This window comes from Oribacterium sp. Sow4_G1_1, assembly GCF_052116105.1.
Classification (GTDB): domain Bacteria; phylum Bacillota; class Clostridia; order Lachnospirales; family Lachnospiraceae; genus Oribacterium.
Genome location: NZ_JBQKLS010000002.1, coordinates 175,168 through 193,173, shown reverse-complemented (window position 1 = coordinate 193,173; position 18,006 = coordinate 175,168). Strand labels below are relative to the sequence as shown.

Here is an 18,006-nt window from a genome sequence, read left to right as displayed (position 1 = left end):
AAGCGATAGATTTTTTGCGACCACAATGGCCTGTCGTGGGGGCCTTCTTATGCCGCCCATATTGCTGCATTTGAAAATACCAGTTACGCTACGCTTCTGTATCTAGTGAAAACATACTCATAAATCTGCATCCGGTACTTGCTGATCGCGTGCTCATCATAGGACTCCGGTAATTCTTCCCACAATGTATCCCGGATCAAATTATCTACGACCGCCTTCGTTTCCGGCTTATCCGTCCAGTGGTCTAGCTGTGAAATCTTATCTTTGATCTTCCGTAAAAGATCAACCGCTACTTTCTTAAGCTCCTTAATTTCATCCTTCGAGAGGTCGTCCTTAAACAGTAGATCATAAAGGGACAGCTCCTCATCGCTATCAAACCCCTCTCGTACATAGCGCTGCTCTTCCTTCGTCATCTGATTCGCGAGGTCCATCAAATCCATGAAGGTCTTCTCTATGGTCGCTCTGTTTTGCTCCCTGTTGTATTCGTCAATAATCGTCATGTAGCGATCATAGTAGTTCACGCGATTCGGATTGTTGCTTAGCATTGACGCAAGACGCGCGGATACCAGATCCTGAATATCATGAAGGACGAGGTTCTTCCGCTTTGCACGTACAAATTCCTTTCGGAGCAGGTCAAAGTCGATCTTACTGATATCAAACTGCTTTGATTCTACGAGTCCAGGTTTCTGCTCCTCGACAAATATGTAGTCTCCAAGAATCCCATTGATTTCCACCATGAGATCCGTATTATCCACATGCTTCCGCTTCTTCTGGAGCTCAGCGTAAATGGCCTCAATCGCTTCTTTCTTCTTATTGTCGTCATCACTAAGATCACTCTTGTTGATGAGTTTTGTAAGACGAATGATCTCGGAGGCATACGTAGTGAATTGCTTCTTAGTTTCCTGGCTCTCCGAAACAATGTTTGCAGCATCCTGCAGCAGCGCGAGCTTTGCAAAATCCTTTGCTTCCATCAGTTTGCGAAGTTCAAAATCCCGGCCTTTTAGGAATGCCTCCGCTTCTCTTATGGCATCCACTACTTTCCGAATCAACTCATCCTTATCAAACGTAGGATCGCAGCCGCCTGCCTTATTTGCTGTGTAATCTGCCAGGGCCTTTCGTAATGCTTTGACGATACCGATATAGTCGATGATCAGACCATTGCTCTTCCCTTCCGCCACTCGGTTTGCTCTCGCGATGGTCTGCATGAGCGTATGCGCCTTTAGTGGTTTATCCAGATAAAGACAGGACAGGCATTTCACATCAAAGCCGGTCAGCCACATAGCGCAAACAAAGACCACCCTGAGCGGATTATCCTTATCTTTAAATTCTTTATCGAGCTCGCGCTTTTCCATCTTTGCGCGATGCGGCAGAATATCGAGGCCCCACTTCTTAAAGGTCTGAATTTCATTCTGCTCCTGGCTGATAACGACCGCCATCTCGGTCTGCTCCATCCACGCGATCTTTCTTTGAAGCTCGAGCGATTCCTGCTGCGACGTTATGGATTTCAGTTTTTCCTTTAAGGTAGCGATTTCTGCTTTCCAGTATTTCTGTACGTAGTCGTACATACGAACGCAAGTGACCTTATTCAGGCACACAAACATCGCCTTGCCACTCGTCCATAGATCTGAATAATGACCAACAAAGTCCTTCGCGATCGCTTCGAGTCTTCCAGGCGCTGTTAAGAGGTGTATTTCTTTTTCGAACTCGTGCTCCAGCTTTTCCTGCTGGGACGGATCAAGATCGGCTGCTTCAATCGCATCGAGGATCTTTTGCGTGATGTCTGGGTTCTTAATCTCCTTGATACGCTCACCCCGGTTTTCATAGTAAAGCGGAACCGTAGCACCATCTTCTACTGCACGCTTAAAGTCATAGATCGAAATATAGCCACCGAAGGTACGCTCGGTGATATTGTCGTTTGACAGTAATGGCGTACCCGTAAAACCGATTCTCGAGGCCGTCGGCAGCAGCGCCATCATGTTACTTGCGAACACACCATACTGGCTGCGATGCGCTTCATCCGACATGATGACAATGTCGTGGTCCGGGTAGATCGGCTCTTGATTTGGCTTATTAAATTTCTGAATCAGGGTGAAGATGAAGCTCGGGTTTCCATGAAGCTTCTGCACCAGGTCCTCACCGCTGGTTGCAATGAAGCGACTTGCTTTTGCTTTACCGAGTAAGCCGCAGCTTTCAAAGGTATCCGAAATCTGCGTATTTAATTCATCACGATCTGTAAGCACAACAATCGTCGGAGAACCCGTAAACTTCCTCCGAATCTTCTGTGCGAGAAACAGCATAGAATAGCTCTTGCCTGATCCCTGGGTATGCCAGAACACACCGAGCTTTCCATTTCTAAGCTTTCTCTCTTCGTATGCTTTTACGGCTTCATTCACGCCCAGGTATTGATGATTACGGGCAAGGATTTTTGCTGTATGACCGCCGCTATGGTCGTAAAGGATAAAGTTCTCAAATAGGTCGAGAAAGTTCTCCTTCTTACAAATGCCGCGCAGCATCGTTTCAAGCGCAACACTTCCCTCTTCGTCCTCTTTCAGTCGCTTCCACTCATGGAAGAATTCGAACTTACTCCCCAGTGTACCGACCTTTGCCTCAAGGCCGTTCGAGAGCATAAGGAGCGCATTGAAATAAAAGAGCTGTGGAATGGTATCCTGGTAATCCGTATAATTGTCCGTATACGCATTCTGGACATCCACCGTATTCTTTTTTAATTCCACAAAAAGAAGCGGGATGCCATTCACAAACCCGACAATATCCGTTCTCCGACGATACAGGTCACCATGAATTTTCAGTTCCTTTATCGCGAGAAAATAGTTATTGTCTACATTATGAAAATCTATGATCGAAGCTTTCTTTTCATCGATCTGCCCGTTTGGCTTCTTAACCGTAACCGGGATACCATCACGGATCAAAAAATACTTCTCTTCATTGATCTGGAGGGCCGATGCCGTCGATAGATGGCTTTCCAGTTTCTTCTGTGCTTCATCCATCTGGACCGGCGTGATCCATGGGTTTAATCGCTTTAAGGCTTCCCGGAAATATCGTGTTAACAGTATTTCCTTATAGCTTTTCCGGCCGAAGGTGCCATTTTCGCCCAATACTTCCGTGTTGTATGCAAACTTAACATCCCAGCCAAGTTCATCGTGAAGCAGATTTCCTGCACTCTCTTGCACGAGGATATTCTCGGAATAATCGTAGCTCACAACAGCACCTCCTTCTTATACTTCTATTTCTCCGCTCATGAGCTTTGGCAATAAACGGTCACGGGCCTCTGTAAGTACTACAATTTCTTTCTGTAGCAACTTTGCTTTGTTGATATACGGTGTGATATACAAATCAAATTGTTTTCTTGTTTGCTTATCAGGCAGATTAAATTTGTACTTCTTTAAATCGGCCATTCGTATACCTCTTTGTGCAACACCATGAGCATTTTGATCACAATATGTTTGCATATCATTAGAAAGTAAAATCATGTATAGTAGCTCTTTTGATATTTGCTCATTTGCGCGAATAGTAAATACAGATTCACTGACATTCCAGTTATCAGTAGAAATATCAATCAAGTAGACTCTACCAATTGTTCCGATACCCGAAAAAAGGATATCTCCAATTTGCAAGTCTGAACGCTTATTGATTTTTTCTAGGGCGTCATCATCTACTCGATCACATCTGGAATCAAGATAAATTGTATTTTCACCCATATTCTTTATGGTTACATAGTAATTACTACCATTACCGAGCACAAAGTTTTTTCTAGGATTCAATCCAGTTGTTATCTTGGATATAACATCCTGCAGTTCAACTTTCTTCCATCCTTCCGGCACACCATCAACAATCTCCACATCCTCATACCCAGGGAACCGCAAATCTACAAACCATTCCTTGTACAGGCGCTGTGCCGCTTCTTCCAGAAGTTTAATCTGCTTCTGGTTGTTTTCGATGAGGTCGTCATAAGCCGAAAGAGCTGACGCTATTTTTCTTTGAGTTTCTAACGGCGGCAGGGATATTGAAAAATCCGGAAACTTTGCAATCGGTATCCTGTCAACTGTCGCTCCTACAATGGTATTACTTGCTACTGTTGCTCTCCATTCTTCTGAAAAGAAATAGTAAAACAAGAACTTTCCGATAGCCTTTCTTTCATCTGGTCGTATAAGAGCCATTCTTCTACCCAGGCATCCCCAAAAGCCATCCGGAATCATAGCGTATAAATTCAATGTAGCCTCATAGGAGAAGACTATATCACCAGCTTGGGGCGTAACTCTTTTGGTCCATTTAGGTAGGTCCTGTTCAGCAATATACTTAATATCATCTAAATTCAAATGCCCATCAGGTGTAACATTTGATATCCCTAAAAAAATGGCACCTCTTTCACTTCTGGGCGGAGTGGCATGTGGTCCATCATATAGACCTTCATATATGTCGCCAATTCGTCTTTTCTCCCAACTCATAACCCCATCTCCTTCATGTTCCGTGAGATGGCATCCATCAGATCGTTTGATTCAGCCTGCAGTTCTATAAGTTCCCTATGGATTTCAGTCATGCGCGTTTCAAAATCCACTCCGTCATCTTCCACTGGCGCAACTCCTACATACGCACCAGGTGTTAAAGACCAGCCTTTTTCTTCGATACTGATACCGTCTTTATCATTACCTTTGGCTTCATCGGTCGTATACGCGACCTTGCAAAGTCCGAGAATATCGTGGTATTCACCGTCACCAAACTTCTCGTATAACCAGTTTGCTTCCTTTGCTACTGTCTGTAGATCGGAAAGCTCTGCAATCTTAGACTCGTATTCCGTCTGAACCTTTTTCTTATCTCGCTTTTCGGCGTCGTCAACTGCTTTCTTTGCTTCCGCTCTGAGTGCCGTTTCTTTTTCAGAAAGTTTCTTCACCTGATCCGCAAACGGCTCGTCACAGCTAAGCGCACTACGGTACTCTTCCAATAATGCAGCGTACTTTTCAGTTTCTCCGCGATAGAGCCATACGATCGCATTCAGATTTTTAAGCTGCCAGTCCGACCACTCATTCAGCGTACGGTCAACCACTGTGTAGTAGTTACGAGCATCGATAAAGAGAACCTTATTCTTAATATCCTCTGCTTTTCCCTTATTAAAGAACCAGAGCGAGCAAGGCAATGATTTTGTGTAGAAGAAGTTATTACCCACACTAATCATCACATCAACATGTCCGGTCTTTACAAGGTTCTCACGAATGTCTTTATCCTTCCCCTGGCTGTCGGTAGCAGATGAAGCCATGACGAATCCAGCACGGCCGTTTTCATTCAGATAGCTATAGAAATATGAAATCCAGAGGTAGTTCGCGTTACCAATTTCCTTGTTCTTATTTACAGCCGGAAGTCCAAATGGTAATCTGCCAGCATCTTGAGCGTCTCCTGCTTTTACCTTATCCACATTGAATGGAGGATTCGCCATCACATAGTCGCAGCAACCATTTAAGTTATGTGCATCATAATAAAAGCTATTTGCTTCGTCCCCTGATTTGATGACGCCAGTAAGTCCATGCACGGCCATATTCATCAAACAAAGCTTCGCATTATACTCAACCTTTTCCTGTCCATAGAAGGTCATAGTGCTGTTTGCATTGGCCCCTGCTGCGTTCACAAAATCGCCGGACTGAATAAACATACCACCCGATCCACATGCCGGATCCAGAAGTATGCCGCTTTTAGGCTCAATGATATTTACGATCATTTTTACCAGGGATTTCGGTGTGAAGAAGACGCCATCGTCAGAAGCGATGTTCTTCGCAAATTTATTCAGGAAATACTCGTATATTCTACCCATGATGTCACCACCGACATCATCGATCGCCTTATTATTAAAAATGCGAAGCAGCTCACCGAGAAGCTCATCAGAAAACGAGGTGTAGTCTTTCGGCAGAACACCCACAAGCTGTTCACTCTGAATCTCTACCAATTCCATCGCATTATTTACAGCTTCACCAAGGCTATTCACCGGCTGGCCATTGATTCCGGTCAATCCAAGTTTCTTAACGTCCTCCGGTAAATTCACAAGATATTCATACTGAGCCTCTTTCGGTAAAAAGAGCGCAGACTTCTCCTTGAAATCACTCGCCTCCACCGGCATTACAACCCCTCTACGCATAGGGCGGTCTTTCAGAATCTCTGCCTCCACCATCTTGAATCGGCTATACGCATATCTAAGAAACAAAAGGCCTAATACTGGCATGCAGTACTGATTCGAAGTAAGTTTCGATCCAGCCCTTAAAAGATCCGCTGACTCCCATAAATCAGCCTCCAACTTTTTTAACGCTTTGTTATCCATTTATTCTTTCAACCCTTTCTAGGCTATTCAGCAGTGCAAGTGGCACATTTCCGGAGCATATAATCTGCTCACATTCACCTAAGATTTTACCATAAATTGACGTCACATTATATCGGAAGATCGCTCCCTTCCCTATAGGCAGACTACCATGTAGACCAGACAAAATATTGTACACAAAAAGGCTGCCATCACTGGCCGGTACCTTTATGTATGCCGGAAAGTGGGCGATCTTCTCAGACAAACGTAAAAAAGCGATGCAGGAATGATCCCACACCGCTCAACCATATTTGCCGCTGATGGCATCCAGAAGATCCCGACTGCTATGTTGTCAGCTCTTTTTCTTATAGATTGTCTGCCCATTCTGACTTTTGCTTATTCTGGTTCCATTTCCATTACCATAGTACAGAGAATGATTCCAACTTCCATCTGCTGTATACCATTTTCCCTGGATATCGTAGCCACCTTTATCAGTACTTGGAAGAACAATCTCCTCGACAGAATCCGGCATATTGGCATACATATCATAGCTTGAATTCGTCAGTGTTGCCTTGGACAAATCCACCTTTTTCAGATTAGTAAAGCCGCTAAATAGGCTCGTGGTATTATCACTGATGCTTGAGCCAGCTGGAGCCACAATCTTCTTAACATCGGTTGCAGAAACACCGATTCTGGCTAACTCATCTTTGATGGACTGATTGTTGAGATTCTTTTCCGAGAATGTCAGTGTTTGCGTTTCTGAATCATAAGACATAAGCCCCTGGACCCAGCTGGCAGAAATGTTAGAGCCATTGATCGTCACTTCTACAACAGAGTCCCTAGGTGTACCAGTCGCACCGGTAATCGATCCATCATTATCTTCCTTGGTGGACTTCCCATATCCAGAGTTTGCCGCAACTTTATCAAGATCCATGGAGTTTGTGAGGCTAATTTTCGTCACTGTTCCGGAGGTGTACAGATAGGAAACTGAGCCACTCTCCCCACCACTCATATACGCAGCTGCGGCAGCGGCTTTGGCTGATCTGACGTTAGCCTGATCGGTTGCTATCCTTGCCTTCTCCAGCTGCTTACTGAAGATCGGAATAGATACCGCTACGAGTACACCAATTATGGCAACCACCACTAAGAGCTCTGCCAGGGTGAATCCTTTCTTCTTCATAAAATACCACCTCCAGTTTTCACATTTCCACAATCATTATACGCAAGCGGATACAAATCTCAAATGAAATCTTTATAAACAGAGCAACAGCTTGCGCTTTCCCGTTTTGCTACACAGTCCCCGTTTATGTAGTGAAAAAACCGCACTTTTCGAAAAAGCGAAAAAACGGCCAAAATTGAAAAAAGCACTGTAAAGCAAAACTACAGTACGAAGAAAAACGAGTGAATTGGCAGCGAACGTGCGCGCGGAATTGAGCTGTTTTAAAAGTAGCAGTCAGCGGATGGCGGGCGTTTTAGTCGCTATTAGTATCCCAATCTTCACAGCACAGTTGAAGAAGGCTAGACTGGCTACAAACCAGGCTAATGCTAGAGCTGCATATGCCATGGCAGTTGCAGAAACACTTGATGACAAGAACACCGCTACTACATTTACTTACACCGTAGATGGAGCAAAGCTTGAGGCTACAGGAACAGCGGTTACTGGCAATACTGATATTGCAAAATGGACTGTTGACGATACCATTGGAAGTGTAAAAGTTGGCGATGCAGTAGCAAAAACTTGGGTGGTTTCCTTTACAGCGGGAACAGGCACCACAGATTCCGCTCTTGCAGGTATTTCTGCAGCATCATAAATCTGATACAACCTATAAAACCCATCCTCCCAGCGAGGATGGGTTTTTCCATGCACTAAAATACCCATCCTCGCGTGGAGGATGGGCTTATATTATTGTATAATTTTACGGAGTTGTTTTTCCAGCAGCATTTCCACCGAATGTCACTGCCTCATCACCTGTCTTATCACACTTTTTAACTTCAACTTTTGGCTGAGTAGTGCTTGTTCCAGCAGTAAAATCAACCTCAACAATGCCGCTAAACTTATAAGTGTTTGCGCTTCCATCCTGTTCAGTAATAGTAATTTGCTGTGAAGCGCCAGACGCCTCGACCTTCCCTGGTACTGTTAACTTCTGCTGCCCGTTTACAAGATAGTCTGCCTGCAGTTCTGCATAAATCGAACGAGCATTAGCAAGATCCGTTGCGTATTTAGCCTTGTTAAGCTGTGCTGAGAAAATTGGGATGCTAATAGCGACTAAAACGCCGATGATTGCTACTACGACGAGCAGCTCAGCCAGGGTGAATCCCTTTTTGTTTAACTTCTTGAACATGATTTTTTCCTCCTAGATATGTTCGTTTCCCCTTGATAGGTATGTTTGTTTATATAAAAGTGTCTTGCACGGATCACTTTCATATCGTATTGGGTGGTTCAGGTTGCTGCACACATCTCGTTTTGCTTCGCAAAACTCGATTTGCGCGGGCGAGGCGCTCCGCGCCTTGCCCACATGACGGGTTCAAACGTAAAAGCGAACATGCATGCTCGTTTTACGTTTGAACCCGTCATGTGCAACCTTAAAAAAGGTTGTACATGGTAAACATCGGCAGATAGATCGAGATCACCAGGAATCCTGCGAAGATCGCCATGAGGATCAGCAGTGTCGGCTCCAGCATGGAGATCGCCTGCTGTATTCTTCGGTCCGTCTCGCCTGTGAAGTACTCGCCGATGACGTTCAGTGTCTGATCGAGTTCACCTGTCTGTTCGCCGACGGAGCACATTTCCTTCAGTGTGCCCGGGAAGTACGCGCAGTTTTTCATGCAGTCCCCGAGCTGTTTGCCCTGCTCGATCTGTGAGATCATCGCGGCGACATCCTCCTGCAGGAGGTAGTTGTCGAGCACCTTCGAGGTGACGGAGACGGCGTTGTTCAGAGTCAGTCCGGACGCGAGCATCGTCGACATCGTATTCGCAAATTCCGCTGCGCCGTTCATGATATTGATCTTACCGATGACCGGGAGATGCAGCTGGATCTGACCCTTCAGCTTCATGCCGCGTTCCGTCTTCGTGAAGAGCTTCCACGCGACCACCAGCGCCAGCACGACGATGACGAGCAACATCCACCACTTCGCGAAGAAGTTCGCCATCGCGATCATCATGCGTGTCATCAGCGGCAGCTCACCGCCGAGGCCTTCGAAGACCTGCGCGAGCGTCGGGATGACCTTCACCATGATGATGATCAGGACGACGACGGCGACGCACACGACGAAGATCGGATACGTCAGCGCGGCGCGCACCTTCTCACTGTTTTTCGCGCTGTTCTCGTAGTAGCGGTGCATCCGCGCGAAGGAGTTATCGAGTGTACCGGACAGCTCACCCGCCCGCACCGTCTCGAGGAAGGTCAGCGGAAAGGCTTCCTTGTATTTTTCGAAGGCATGCGCGACGGTCGAACCGCCCTGCACGTCCTCTGCCGCATCCAGCAGAATCTTTCGAAGCTTCTTATCATCCGTCTGTCGGGCGATCATTTCCATCGCGCGGCCGATCGGCATGCCGGATTTCAGCGTAATCGCAAACTGTGAGCACATCAGCGCCAGCGACCGTGTCTTGACCCGTGGGCTTCCGATCTCCATGTTCAGGAGTCCGCTCGCCGCGCCGCCTGTTCTGACCGGGGTGATACTCGTGATGACCGGGCACTTCTGCCGGATCTGCGCCACCGCAGCATACTCATCCACGGCCTGCACGACGCCTCTGGTTTCGCTCCCGTCCGCGGTCAGTGCTTTGTATGAATATGTAACCAAGCAGCTCCCCTCTCTCACTGAAAAATCGTTTTTCCGCATGCACATTATGCTGCAGAAACCACGGTTTTTGATTGCTAACTAGATTCTATCATGCTTCAAACTAAAGTCAATATCGCTATTTAGAATATTAATAATCATTCTCGATATTCTTAAATATGATGCGTATACTGCAAAAGTTCGATGCAATTTAACATTTTCGGACAATGTCTACGCCGCCGCTTCGTCACATTCTGTTTCGTTACATAAACGAAGCTCCGTCTCTTCCGCGGCGTGCCCGATGGAGGCATTGGCCGCACTCACCACGCGAGCTGCAGCTTCTTCCGGATGTAGTCGCGGTCGACGCCGGCTTCCTCGGCGGTCTGTGGGAGGATCTTTCCGTCCATCGCCATCTGGATGAGGCAGTTGTCCATCGTGATGGCGCCCTGGTCGGCGCTCGAGAGCATGAAGCTCTGCATCTGCGGGGTCTTGCCCTCGCGGATCAGGTTCTGGATCGCCTGGGTGACGATCATGACCTCCGCCGCTACGACGCGGCCGTGGCCGTTCGCACGCACGAGGAGCTGCTGGCTGAGGACGGCCTTCAGGGTCGTCGAGAGCTGCAGGCGGATCTGGCCCTGTCGTGCCTCCGGGAACACACTCACGATTCGGTCGATCGAGTCCACGGCGCTGTTTGTGTGCAGCGTCGCGAAGACGAGGTGGCCGGTCTCGGCGGCGGTCAGCGCGGTCTCGATCGTGGCGAGGTCACGCATCTCGCCGATCAGGATGATGTCCGGATCCTCACGCAGGATGGCGCGCAGGCCCTCCGCGTAGGACTGTGTATCGGTGCCGATCTCGCGCTGATTGATGATGCACTGGTCCGGCGTGTAGACGTACTCGATCGGATCCTCCAGCGTGATGATGTGCTCGTTCCGCGTGTGGTTGATCTGATCGAGGATCGCCGCCAGCGTCGTCGACTTACCGGAGCCGGTTTCACCGGTGACCAGCACGATGCCCTTCTGCAGTGACGGGAAGCTGCTCACTACCTTCGGCAGGCCGAGCGTGTCGAGCGCCGGGATGTGGTTACTGAGGATGCGCAGCGCCGCCGAGACGTGGCCCTGCTGCCGGAACAGATTGATACGCACACGTTCCCCCGCGATCGTCGCCGCGCAGTCGAGCTCGCCGATCGACTCGATCTTCTCGTAGTCCACCCCGGCCATCTCCCGCGCGAGGCGCTCACAGTCCTCCGGTGCCAGCACCTCCTCGCTCAGATTCACGATCTGGCCGTCGAGACGGCACTTCGCCGGCAGCCCCGCGATCAGATGAATATCCGACGCACCACGTTCCGCCGCCAGTGAAACATACTCCGCTATCTTCATAAAGCCCCCTGTTATCAATCGTCTGTAATTGCTCAGTCCGGTGCCGTCAGACCAGCATCAGAAGCACAGTACTCCGATATCGGAATCCTGTGTTTTCCTGCTACTCTCCAAGCTCACTGACTAAACTGTCACGAAAAATCACTGACATTAATGGTACAACATTCAAGCCGAAACAACAATTAAAGAATTGAGTGAATCCGACACAGCAAGTATCTAAATGATAACAGCTCAGCTGGATTTCACCGCATATTTCCGGTACTCATGCATGGCTTCCAGGGAGTATAATGGTTTCTGATATTATTTTTGAGGATGAAGAATATGGGTGAAAATAAAACAGATATGCGGTTCATGACGCGTGATGCCATCAAATATCTGGCAATCGTGGCGATGACGCTGGATCATGTCGCATATATATTTCTGGAGCCGCAGTCGCTGCTCTACCGGCTGTTTCTCTGCATCGGGACGTTTACAGGGCCGGTGATGATCTACTTCCTGATCGAAGGCTACTTCTACACACATGATGTGCGGGGATATGCGAAACGTCTGCTGCTCTTTGCGCTGCTGTCGCAGCTGCCGTTTAGTCTGGCGATCGGTTGCTTCTTCGGGAATATACTATTCACGTTGCTCATCTGCCTCGGCGTGTTGTATGTGCCTGACCATGTGACCGACGGGGGACTTCGAAAGCTTCTGTATGTACTGCTGTTCTTCGCGAGTCTCTTCACGGACTGGAATTTCCTGTCCGTACCGCTCGTGCTGTTCCTGCGCCCGGCGTTTCATCCGGCGGCGCCTATAGTGGATCACTCTGCCAATCAGTATCAAAACGGAGAAACTATTCTGATGAAGAGTCAGGCAAAAGAGCAGCAGTTTTACATGGCCCCGACGGAGCAGCGGCTAGGCATGCTGAAGTGTGTCGCATACTTTCTTCTGGTATCCTGCCTCACGAATGGGATGTTCGAGGGCCTGACGGAGGCGCTCGGCATGGTGCTGGGCTTCGTGTGCATCGCATACTTCTATAACGGTCAGCAGGCGGCGACCCACCGGAAGTTTCATAAATATTTCTTCTATATCTACTATCCGGTTCACCTTTTGGTGCTGTGGGCGCTGCACGCGATGTAAAACTTCTGTGAAACAAAACCGTAACCGTTCAGGCAGGGGACCCCGGAGGGACGGCAACGGAGGCCGAACCTCATCCACATAAAAAACGCCGCCGGCCATGCTTTTCGCACAGTCGGCGGCGTTCGTTTATCGATACCTGTAATCTCCTGATCTGTCGATTCCATTCATCACCCGCTCAGTCGATACCGGTGATGGTCCGCATGACTTCGTCGACGGTGGTGATGCCTTCGTCGACGAGCTTGTCGGCGTTTTCGAGCATGGTGATGTAGCCGGTCTCGTGCGCGAGGCGCTGGAACTCCTGCTTGTCGGCGCCGTCGGTGATGCACTTCCGGAGCGCGTCGTTCATGACGAGCACCTCGAAGTCACCGATTCGTCCACGGTAGCCGGTGTTGAAGCAGTTGTCGCAGCCACGGCCGTGATAGAAGATCCGCCCCGGGCGCGACGGCAGTCCCGCGGCCGCAAGCTTATCCGGGGGCATCTGCTCGACCACCTTACAGTTCGGGCAGATCCGGCGCAGCAGTCGCTGCGAGATGATGCCACGTACGCCCGCCGAAATCAGATACGGCGCGACACCCATATCCTTCAGTCGGTCGATGGCCGACACCGCGTCCTCGGTATGGATCGTCGTGATGACGAGGTGTCCGGTCATCGCGGCACGCATCGCGATCTCCGCGGTCTCACCGTCTCGGATCTCACCGACGCAGATGATGTCCGGGTCCTGACGCAGGATCGCACGCAGACCCGACGCGAAGGTCAGTCCCACCTTCTCGTTGATCTGCACCTGGGTCGCCCCCTGGATGTTGTACTCGACCGGATCCTCCAGCGTGATCAGGTTCGTCGTCTCGCTCAGCAGCTCGTTCACGAGCGCGTACATGGTCGAGGACTTACCGGAACCCGTCGGGCCCACGATCATGATGACGCCGGACGTGAGACTCAGCAGTTTATCGATCTTCGCGTCCTCGCCCACCGGCAGTCCGATGCCGCGTCGGTTCAGCTGACTGCCGTCCCGGCGCAGGATTCGGATGACGATCTTCTCGCCGTAGATCGTCGGCAGCGTCGATACTCGGAGGTCAATGTCTTCGCCCTTCAGGCGTACCTTGGCACGGCCATCCTGTGGCACGCGCCGCTCGACGATATCGAGATGCGACATGATCTTCACACGGGAGATGACCGACTCCTGCAGGTTCCGCGGGATCGTCAGAATCTTATGCAGACGTCCATCGATACGCATGCGGATGATCATATCCTTCTCCGACGGCTCCCAGTGGATATCGGAGGCGTTTTCGATGAAGGCTCGCTCGATGATGGAGTTGACGAGCCGGATCGTCGGTGCCGCCACGTCTCCGCTCTCGGTGATGGCGGACGCCTCACCGGACGTCACCTCATCCTCGCCGAGGCCGGCTTCTGCGCGCATCTGCGCCATCGCCTGCGCGGCGCCTTCATTGCCATACAGCGTACTGATCGCATGGTCGACAGCATTGCCCGCCGCGATCATCGGCACGATGTTCTTCTTGCTGACCATCTTCGCCTGCTCGATCGCCATGAAGTTCGTCGGATCGGCCATCGCGAGGAAGAGCATATCCTTCGATACGGACACCGGCACCATACGGTTCTCGCGGGCCAGCGCCTTCGGGATATACTGCGACATCTCCGGCTTGATATCCGTCTTCGTCAGGTCGATGTAGTCGATACCCAGCTGCAGTCGCAGCGCGTCGACCATCTGCGCCTCCGTGATGAAGCCGTGCTTCACCAGCGTCGCACCCAGTCGGTCGTGCTCCTCCTTCTGTATCTTCAGGGCCTGCTGGAGCTGCTCCTCGGTGATGAGGTTCATCTCCACCAGCATATCGCCCAGTCGTTTCGTTCTCATATTTCGTTCTCCTTCAGCGCGTCGCGCACAGATACTGTCCTGTCCGCGTTCCGGCACACGGCCGCCCTGTTACGACTTCCGCTTCGCCGACGCGACTGCACATCCCGGGCGCCCGGTTTCCCCCTGCCCGATTTCTGCCGTCACTTCTTTCCGTATTTTATCATACAATACGGTGAAATTTCGAAGACTTACGAAATATCTTCCGATCCCATCCGAGCTCTTCGATATGAAGAAGGCATGCGCATGAATCATCATGATCTTCCCGTCCGCACGCTTATACAGGATGTCCGCCTGACTGCCGGTGAGTGCATCGACCTCCGCAGCCTCCAGGAGATGAACGATATCCTCCTTATTGATGACATAATCCGTGATGTGGTTGCGGTAGTTCTCATCCACCAGGGCTTCGCTGCCCACGATGCTGTAGTAGAGATCATTGACCCGCACGAGCTCCACATGCTTCTCGGGATCCATCTCATAGAACGCCACCGGTCCCAGGATATGATTGAGGAGCGTATCGCTGTAGACATTGTCATCAAACATCTCTACCATGTGAATACGGTTCGCCGGATGCAGACGGATCCCCTCCGTCTCGACACGGCCGCCCTCCCGCAGGATCTCTTCCATGCGATCGTACGGGAACGGGCGGTAATAGTAGTAGCCCTGCACGTAGTAGATGCCGAGCGCCTTCACCATCCTGAGCTGGGCCTCTGTCTCCACGCCCTCACAGACCACCGGCAGATTCAGAAGATGCGCCATGTTGATGATGGACTCCATGATCTTGATCGTCTTCTGCTCGTCCTTCCCCTGCACGAATTTCATGTCGAGCTTCAGGATGTCGAGCTTCATGTCGCTGAGGGAGTTCAGGTTCGAGTAGCCGGAGCCGAAATCGTCGAGATAGATCCGGAAGCCGAGCTCGTGCAGGCGCGAGACGGTCTTCTGCACGCGGTCATAGTTATCCACATAGGCAGACTCCGTCACCTCGATCCCGATCATCTGCGGATCGATGCGGTACTTCTCCTTCAGTGACGCGAAAAGCTGTGCTACGTCGATGAGCTCGAAGTCGATTCTCGAAACATTGACCGAGCAGGTGATGGTTTCGACACCCTGATCGAGCATCGCGCGCTGCCGCTCGAAGACCCGCTCCCAGATGTACTGGTCGAGCATGACCACGTAGCCGCTGCGCTCGAGGAGCGGGATGTACTCGCCCGGCGAGATCACGTGACCGTCCTTCACCCAGCGCACGAGCGCCTCCATGCTGACCGGCTTACCGCAGCTGATATCCACGACCGGCTGCGTATAGAAGGTGAATTCCCCGGCCTGGATGCCGCGGATGATATCCTGGATCATCGCGGCCTCCCGGTCCTTCGACATAAACATGTTCGGGCGGAATACCGCGATGTTTTCCTTATGGTTATAGCGCACGGTGTTCAGCGCGAGCAGCGACTTATCGTACATATTTTCGATATGCTCGCTGCGGTCGGTGATTTCATAGATGCCGACGGACTCGGAGAAGCCCATAGTCGCATCCGCGAGCTGCTGAATCGTCTTCTGTACGATCTCTACGACTTCCCGCGTGTCCCGCTCCGTCGCGAACATGTAGCAGAAGTAATCACCCCCCAGGTAGCCCGCGGTGCCGAGCGTCGTCTGAAGCTGCTTCTTCAGCTCGTCCGCTGCCATCATCAGCAGCGCCTCGCTCTTTTCCTCGCCATAGATCGCCTCATAGAGCTTTAAATTATTGATATCCGTGGTAAACAGGAGGAATTTCTTCTCCGGATACTGTGCGAGCAGTGCTTCTGCGTTCTGATAGAAGGTAAAAATATCCGGGAGACCGATCTTCTCTCGCTGCAACCGATCCTTTTCATTGAGCGCATCCATCCGCTCACCCTTCGCATCCGTGATATCGCGAAGCAGGACCATGAGTCCGCCCTGCCGCCCCTCGTCAGACGCAAAGAACGCGACCTGCTCTACCCAGCGGAGCCCCTTCTTCGTGTGCATGCGGAACTCGATTTTCTGCATCGCCGGGAGGCTTCCGTTGCCGAGGAAGGTCCGCACCTTGTCCCCGTTCCAGAAGTTCTCGACACGATCCGCATCCTCGCCATACACCTCCTGCCGCAGGAAGTGCTCCCGTGCCTCATAGTAGCCGAACGGCGTGGTCGGGAAAGCAAAAAGCGCCGGATTCTGGTAGGTGATCTGCGCAAACCCCTCACGAATATGAAGTTCTGTGATCATGTCATAAAACAGCTTCTCCACGTTTCTCCTCCCTGACTGCAGGTTCTTCTTATCGCCCGCCATTTCTTTCTTCACGGGCCGGCGTCTCCGCTGCACCATCGCAGTCGGTCTCTTCTATCCTGTGCCAATGCAGTCGCTCTCTACATCGTCACTGCGCGTCTGCTGCAGATCCTGCCTGTATCCACTGCGGATGTGTTCGATCTCTACATCGTCACTGTGCGCTCACGCTCTGATCGATCGCCCGGAACAGCTCCAGTGTGCTCGAAAAAGCGAAGCTGCGATCGCCCTCGATCCAGGCGGCAACACCCTGCCAGCTCGCATGCTGGCGCATCTCCGTCCGCACGAAAATGCTCGCGAGACGGCCACGCTCTCCCCAGATGTCCCGCGGCGTCTGTTCCTTCGACAGCTCCGTCAGCCGTTTCTCTGAAACAAACGCCCGTGGTGCCGCATCACTTCGATGACGGATAAACACCCGCATGCCCTGTGCCGCCTCCGGATAGTCCCACGCATCGTAGAGCGCCTCCATCTTCGTCATCAGCTCCATGCAGGACGCAAATGGAATCGCCTCCGCACTCCACGGATGCATGAGACGCCCGCTGAACTCCTGGTTCTCATACGCATCGATGAGCACCGCGATTAGATTGATGCCATACAGTCTGTCCATTTATCCACACCTCTTCTGTCGTGCCCACGCTGGTAAACTACTTTACAAAGTCACTTGTATTCTACTTGTTCCGGCCAAAAAAGTAAATCTGCGATATTTAAATATCTTCGCGCTTCTTACGAAATCGTTCTCGAAACACAATCAAAAAAAACCAGAAGCTGGACTTCCGGATGTTTGTACTATATGAAGATTCCTGGTCTGCTTTTCGAAGCCCCGGTGAAATGCCTAACATCCACCCTGTCTGCAAACCGCTCTTGAAAAGGAGAGAAGAGGCATCCTGCGAAGCAGCTCACATCTCTTCGTCGTCTTTTGGATCGCTCTCATCCAGCGCCTGGTCCATCATCTTGAGAAGCTCCAGCGCCGAACGGAAGTGCTGCGACCGTCCCTTATCTGCCCAGGTCACCTTTCCCTGCCAGCTCGCATTCTCGCGACAGCAGACCTCGACGATAAATGTCCCCCTGTGTTTCTTTGCTCCGTTCTCTTCCATGCTGCATCCACCTGTTCGATCGTCATCTGCGAAACCATCTGTGCCTATCCCATAAACCAGGATTCATATCCCCCGAAAAGGATCGCTTACGCCCGGCACATCCTTAATATGATTAGTATAACTTATCTTCTCTTAAAAAATCCATTAAATCATGCTCAATCTTTGCAAATTTATGGGGTCTGACCCCATAAACTT

At 50.6% G+C, this 18,006-nt stretch carries 13 protein-coding genes; 2 read left to right on the top strand and 11 right to left on the bottom strand.

What is annotated here, in order from left to right; all coding sequences use genetic code 11:
* Positions 1 to 83 precede the first annotated feature (83 nt).
* From ACTQ52_RS02305 to ACTQ52_RS02290, 4 genes are all read right to left on the bottom strand, one after another.
* Positions 84 to 3,218 (bottom strand): type I restriction endonuclease subunit R, encoded by a 3,135-nt coding sequence (locus ACTQ52_RS02305; protein ID WP_441981655.1) that lies wholly within the window; start codon positions 3,216 to 3,218, stop codon positions 84 to 86.
* Between the two features lie 15 nt (positions 3,219 to 3,233).
* Complete coding sequence (locus ACTQ52_RS02300; RefSeq protein WP_441981654.1) at positions 3,234 to 4,463, bottom strand: restriction endonuclease subunit S; 1,230 nt, start codon at positions 4,461 to 4,463, stop codon at positions 3,234 to 3,236.
* On the bottom strand, positions 4,460 to 6,319 hold the full coding sequence (locus ACTQ52_RS02295) for an N-6 DNA methylase (RefSeq protein ID WP_441981653.1): 1,860 nt from the start codon (positions 6,317 to 6,319) through the stop codon (positions 4,460 to 4,462). Before ACTQ52_RS02295 ends, ACTQ52_RS02300 begins: the two co-directional genes overlap by 4 nt.
* Positions 6,320 to 6,647: 328 nt before the next feature.
* Complete coding sequence (locus ACTQ52_RS02290) at positions 6,648 to 7,475, bottom strand: type II secretion system protein (RefSeq protein ID WP_441981652.1); 828 nt, start codon at positions 7,473 to 7,475, stop codon at positions 6,648 to 6,650.
* 280 nt (positions 7,476 to 7,755) lie between these two features.
* Here ACTQ52_RS02290 and ACTQ52_RS02285 point away from each other — a divergent pair, with 280 nt between their 5' ends.
* Positions 7,756 to 8,106, top strand: a complete 351-nt coding sequence (locus tag ACTQ52_RS02285) for a hypothetical protein (RefSeq protein WP_441981651.1) — start codon at positions 7,756 to 7,758, stop codon at positions 8,104 to 8,106.
* A gap of 105 nt (positions 8,107 to 8,211) precedes the next feature.
* Here the strand turns inward: ACTQ52_RS02285 and ACTQ52_RS02280 are convergent, their stop codons facing one another.
* From ACTQ52_RS02280 to ACTQ52_RS02270, 3 genes are all read right to left on the bottom strand, one after another.
* Complete coding sequence (locus ACTQ52_RS02280; RefSeq protein ID WP_441981650.1) at positions 8,212 to 8,637, bottom strand: type IV pilin protein; 426 nt, start codon at positions 8,635 to 8,637, stop codon at positions 8,212 to 8,214.
* Positions 8,638 to 8,878: 241 nt separating this feature from the next.
* A complete protein-coding gene (locus tag ACTQ52_RS02275; protein WP_441981649.1) occupies positions 8,879 to 10,096 on the bottom strand; it encodes a type II secretion system F family protein in 1,218 nt (405 codons plus the stop codon).
* A 296-nt stretch (positions 10,097 to 10,392) separates the two neighbouring features.
* Positions 10,393 to 11,448: a type IV pilus twitching motility protein PilT gene (locus ACTQ52_RS02270; protein WP_441981648.1), complete on the bottom strand. Its 1,056-nt coding sequence runs from the start codon at positions 11,446 to 11,448 to the stop codon at positions 10,393 to 10,395.
* A gap of 318 nt (positions 11,449 to 11,766) precedes the next feature.
* Here ACTQ52_RS02270 and ACTQ52_RS02265 point away from each other — a divergent pair, with 318 nt between their 5' ends.
* Positions 11,767 to 12,564, top strand: coding sequence for a TraX family protein (locus ACTQ52_RS02265; RefSeq protein ID WP_441981647.1), 798 nt, complete (start codon positions 11,767 to 11,769; stop codon positions 12,562 to 12,564).
* Positions 12,565 to 12,739: 175 nt separating this feature from the next.
* Here ACTQ52_RS02265 and ACTQ52_RS02260 read toward each other — a convergent pair whose 3' ends face one another.
* The 4 genes from ACTQ52_RS02260 to ACTQ52_RS02245 all read right to left on the bottom strand — a co-directional run bounded on the left by ACTQ52_RS02260 (position 12,740) and on the right by ACTQ52_RS02245 (position 17,811).
* Positions 12,740 to 14,431: a GspE/PulE family protein gene (locus ACTQ52_RS02260; protein ID WP_441981646.1), complete on the bottom strand. Its 1,692-nt coding sequence runs from the start codon at positions 14,429 to 14,431 to the stop codon at positions 12,740 to 12,742.
* A gap of 69 nt (positions 14,432 to 14,500) precedes the next feature.
* Entirely contained in the window at positions 14,501 to 16,735 is a 2,235-nt protein-coding gene (locus ACTQ52_RS02255; RefSeq protein WP_441981645.1) for an EAL domain-containing protein, read from the bottom strand.
* Positions 16,736 to 16,871: 136 nt separating this feature from the next.
* Complete coding sequence (locus ACTQ52_RS02250) at positions 16,872 to 17,324, bottom strand: hypothetical protein (RefSeq protein WP_441226067.1); 453 nt, start codon at positions 17,322 to 17,324, stop codon at positions 16,872 to 16,874.
* A gap of 289 nt (positions 17,325 to 17,613) precedes the next feature.
* Positions 17,614 to 17,811: a hypothetical protein gene (locus ACTQ52_RS02245; RefSeq protein ID WP_410042579.1), complete on the bottom strand. Its 198-nt coding sequence runs from the start codon at positions 17,809 to 17,811 to the stop codon at positions 17,614 to 17,616.
* Between the last annotated feature and the right edge of the window lie 195 nt (positions 17,812 to 18,006).

Excerpts from the sequence above, each read along its gene's own strand:
- ACTQ52_RS02285 (WP_441981651.1), top strand. The coding sequence starts at position 7,756 with ATGGCGGGCGTTTTAGTCGCTATTAGTATCCCAATCTTCACAGCACAG.
- ACTQ52_RS02270 (WP_441981648.1), bottom strand. The coding sequence starts at position 11,448 with ATGAAGATAGCGGAGTATGTTTCACTGGCGGCGGAACGTGGTGCGTCG.
- ACTQ52_RS02290 (WP_441981652.1), bottom strand. The coding sequence starts at position 7,475 with ATGAAGAAGAAAGGATTCACCCTGGCAGAGCTCTTAGTGGTGGTTGCC.
- ACTQ52_RS02265 (WP_441981647.1), top strand. The coding sequence starts at position 11,767 with ATGGGTGAAAATAAAACAGATATGCGGTTCATGACGCGTGATGCCATC.
- ACTQ52_RS02280 (WP_441981650.1), bottom strand. The coding sequence starts at position 8,637 with ATGTTCAAGAAGTTAAACAAAAAGGGATTCACCCTGGCTGAGCTGCTC.
- ACTQ52_RS02260 (WP_441981646.1), bottom strand. The coding sequence starts at position 14,431 with ATGAGAACGAAACGACTGGGCGATATGCTGGTGGAGATGAACCTCATC.
- ACTQ52_RS02300 (WP_441981654.1), bottom strand. The coding sequence starts at position 4,463 with ATGAGTTGGGAGAAAAGACGAATTGGCGACATATATGAAGGTCTATAT.
- ACTQ52_RS02295 (WP_441981653.1), bottom strand. The coding sequence starts at position 6,319 with ATGGATAACAAAGCGTTAAAAAAGTTGGAGGCTGATTTATGGGAGTCA.
- ACTQ52_RS02245 (WP_410042579.1), bottom strand. The coding sequence starts at position 17,811 with ATGGAAGAGAACGGAGCAAAGAAACACAGGGGGACATTTATCGTCGAG.
- ACTQ52_RS02250 (WP_441226067.1), bottom strand. The coding sequence starts at position 17,324 with ATGGACAGACTGTATGGCATCAATCTAATCGCGGTGCTCATCGATGCG.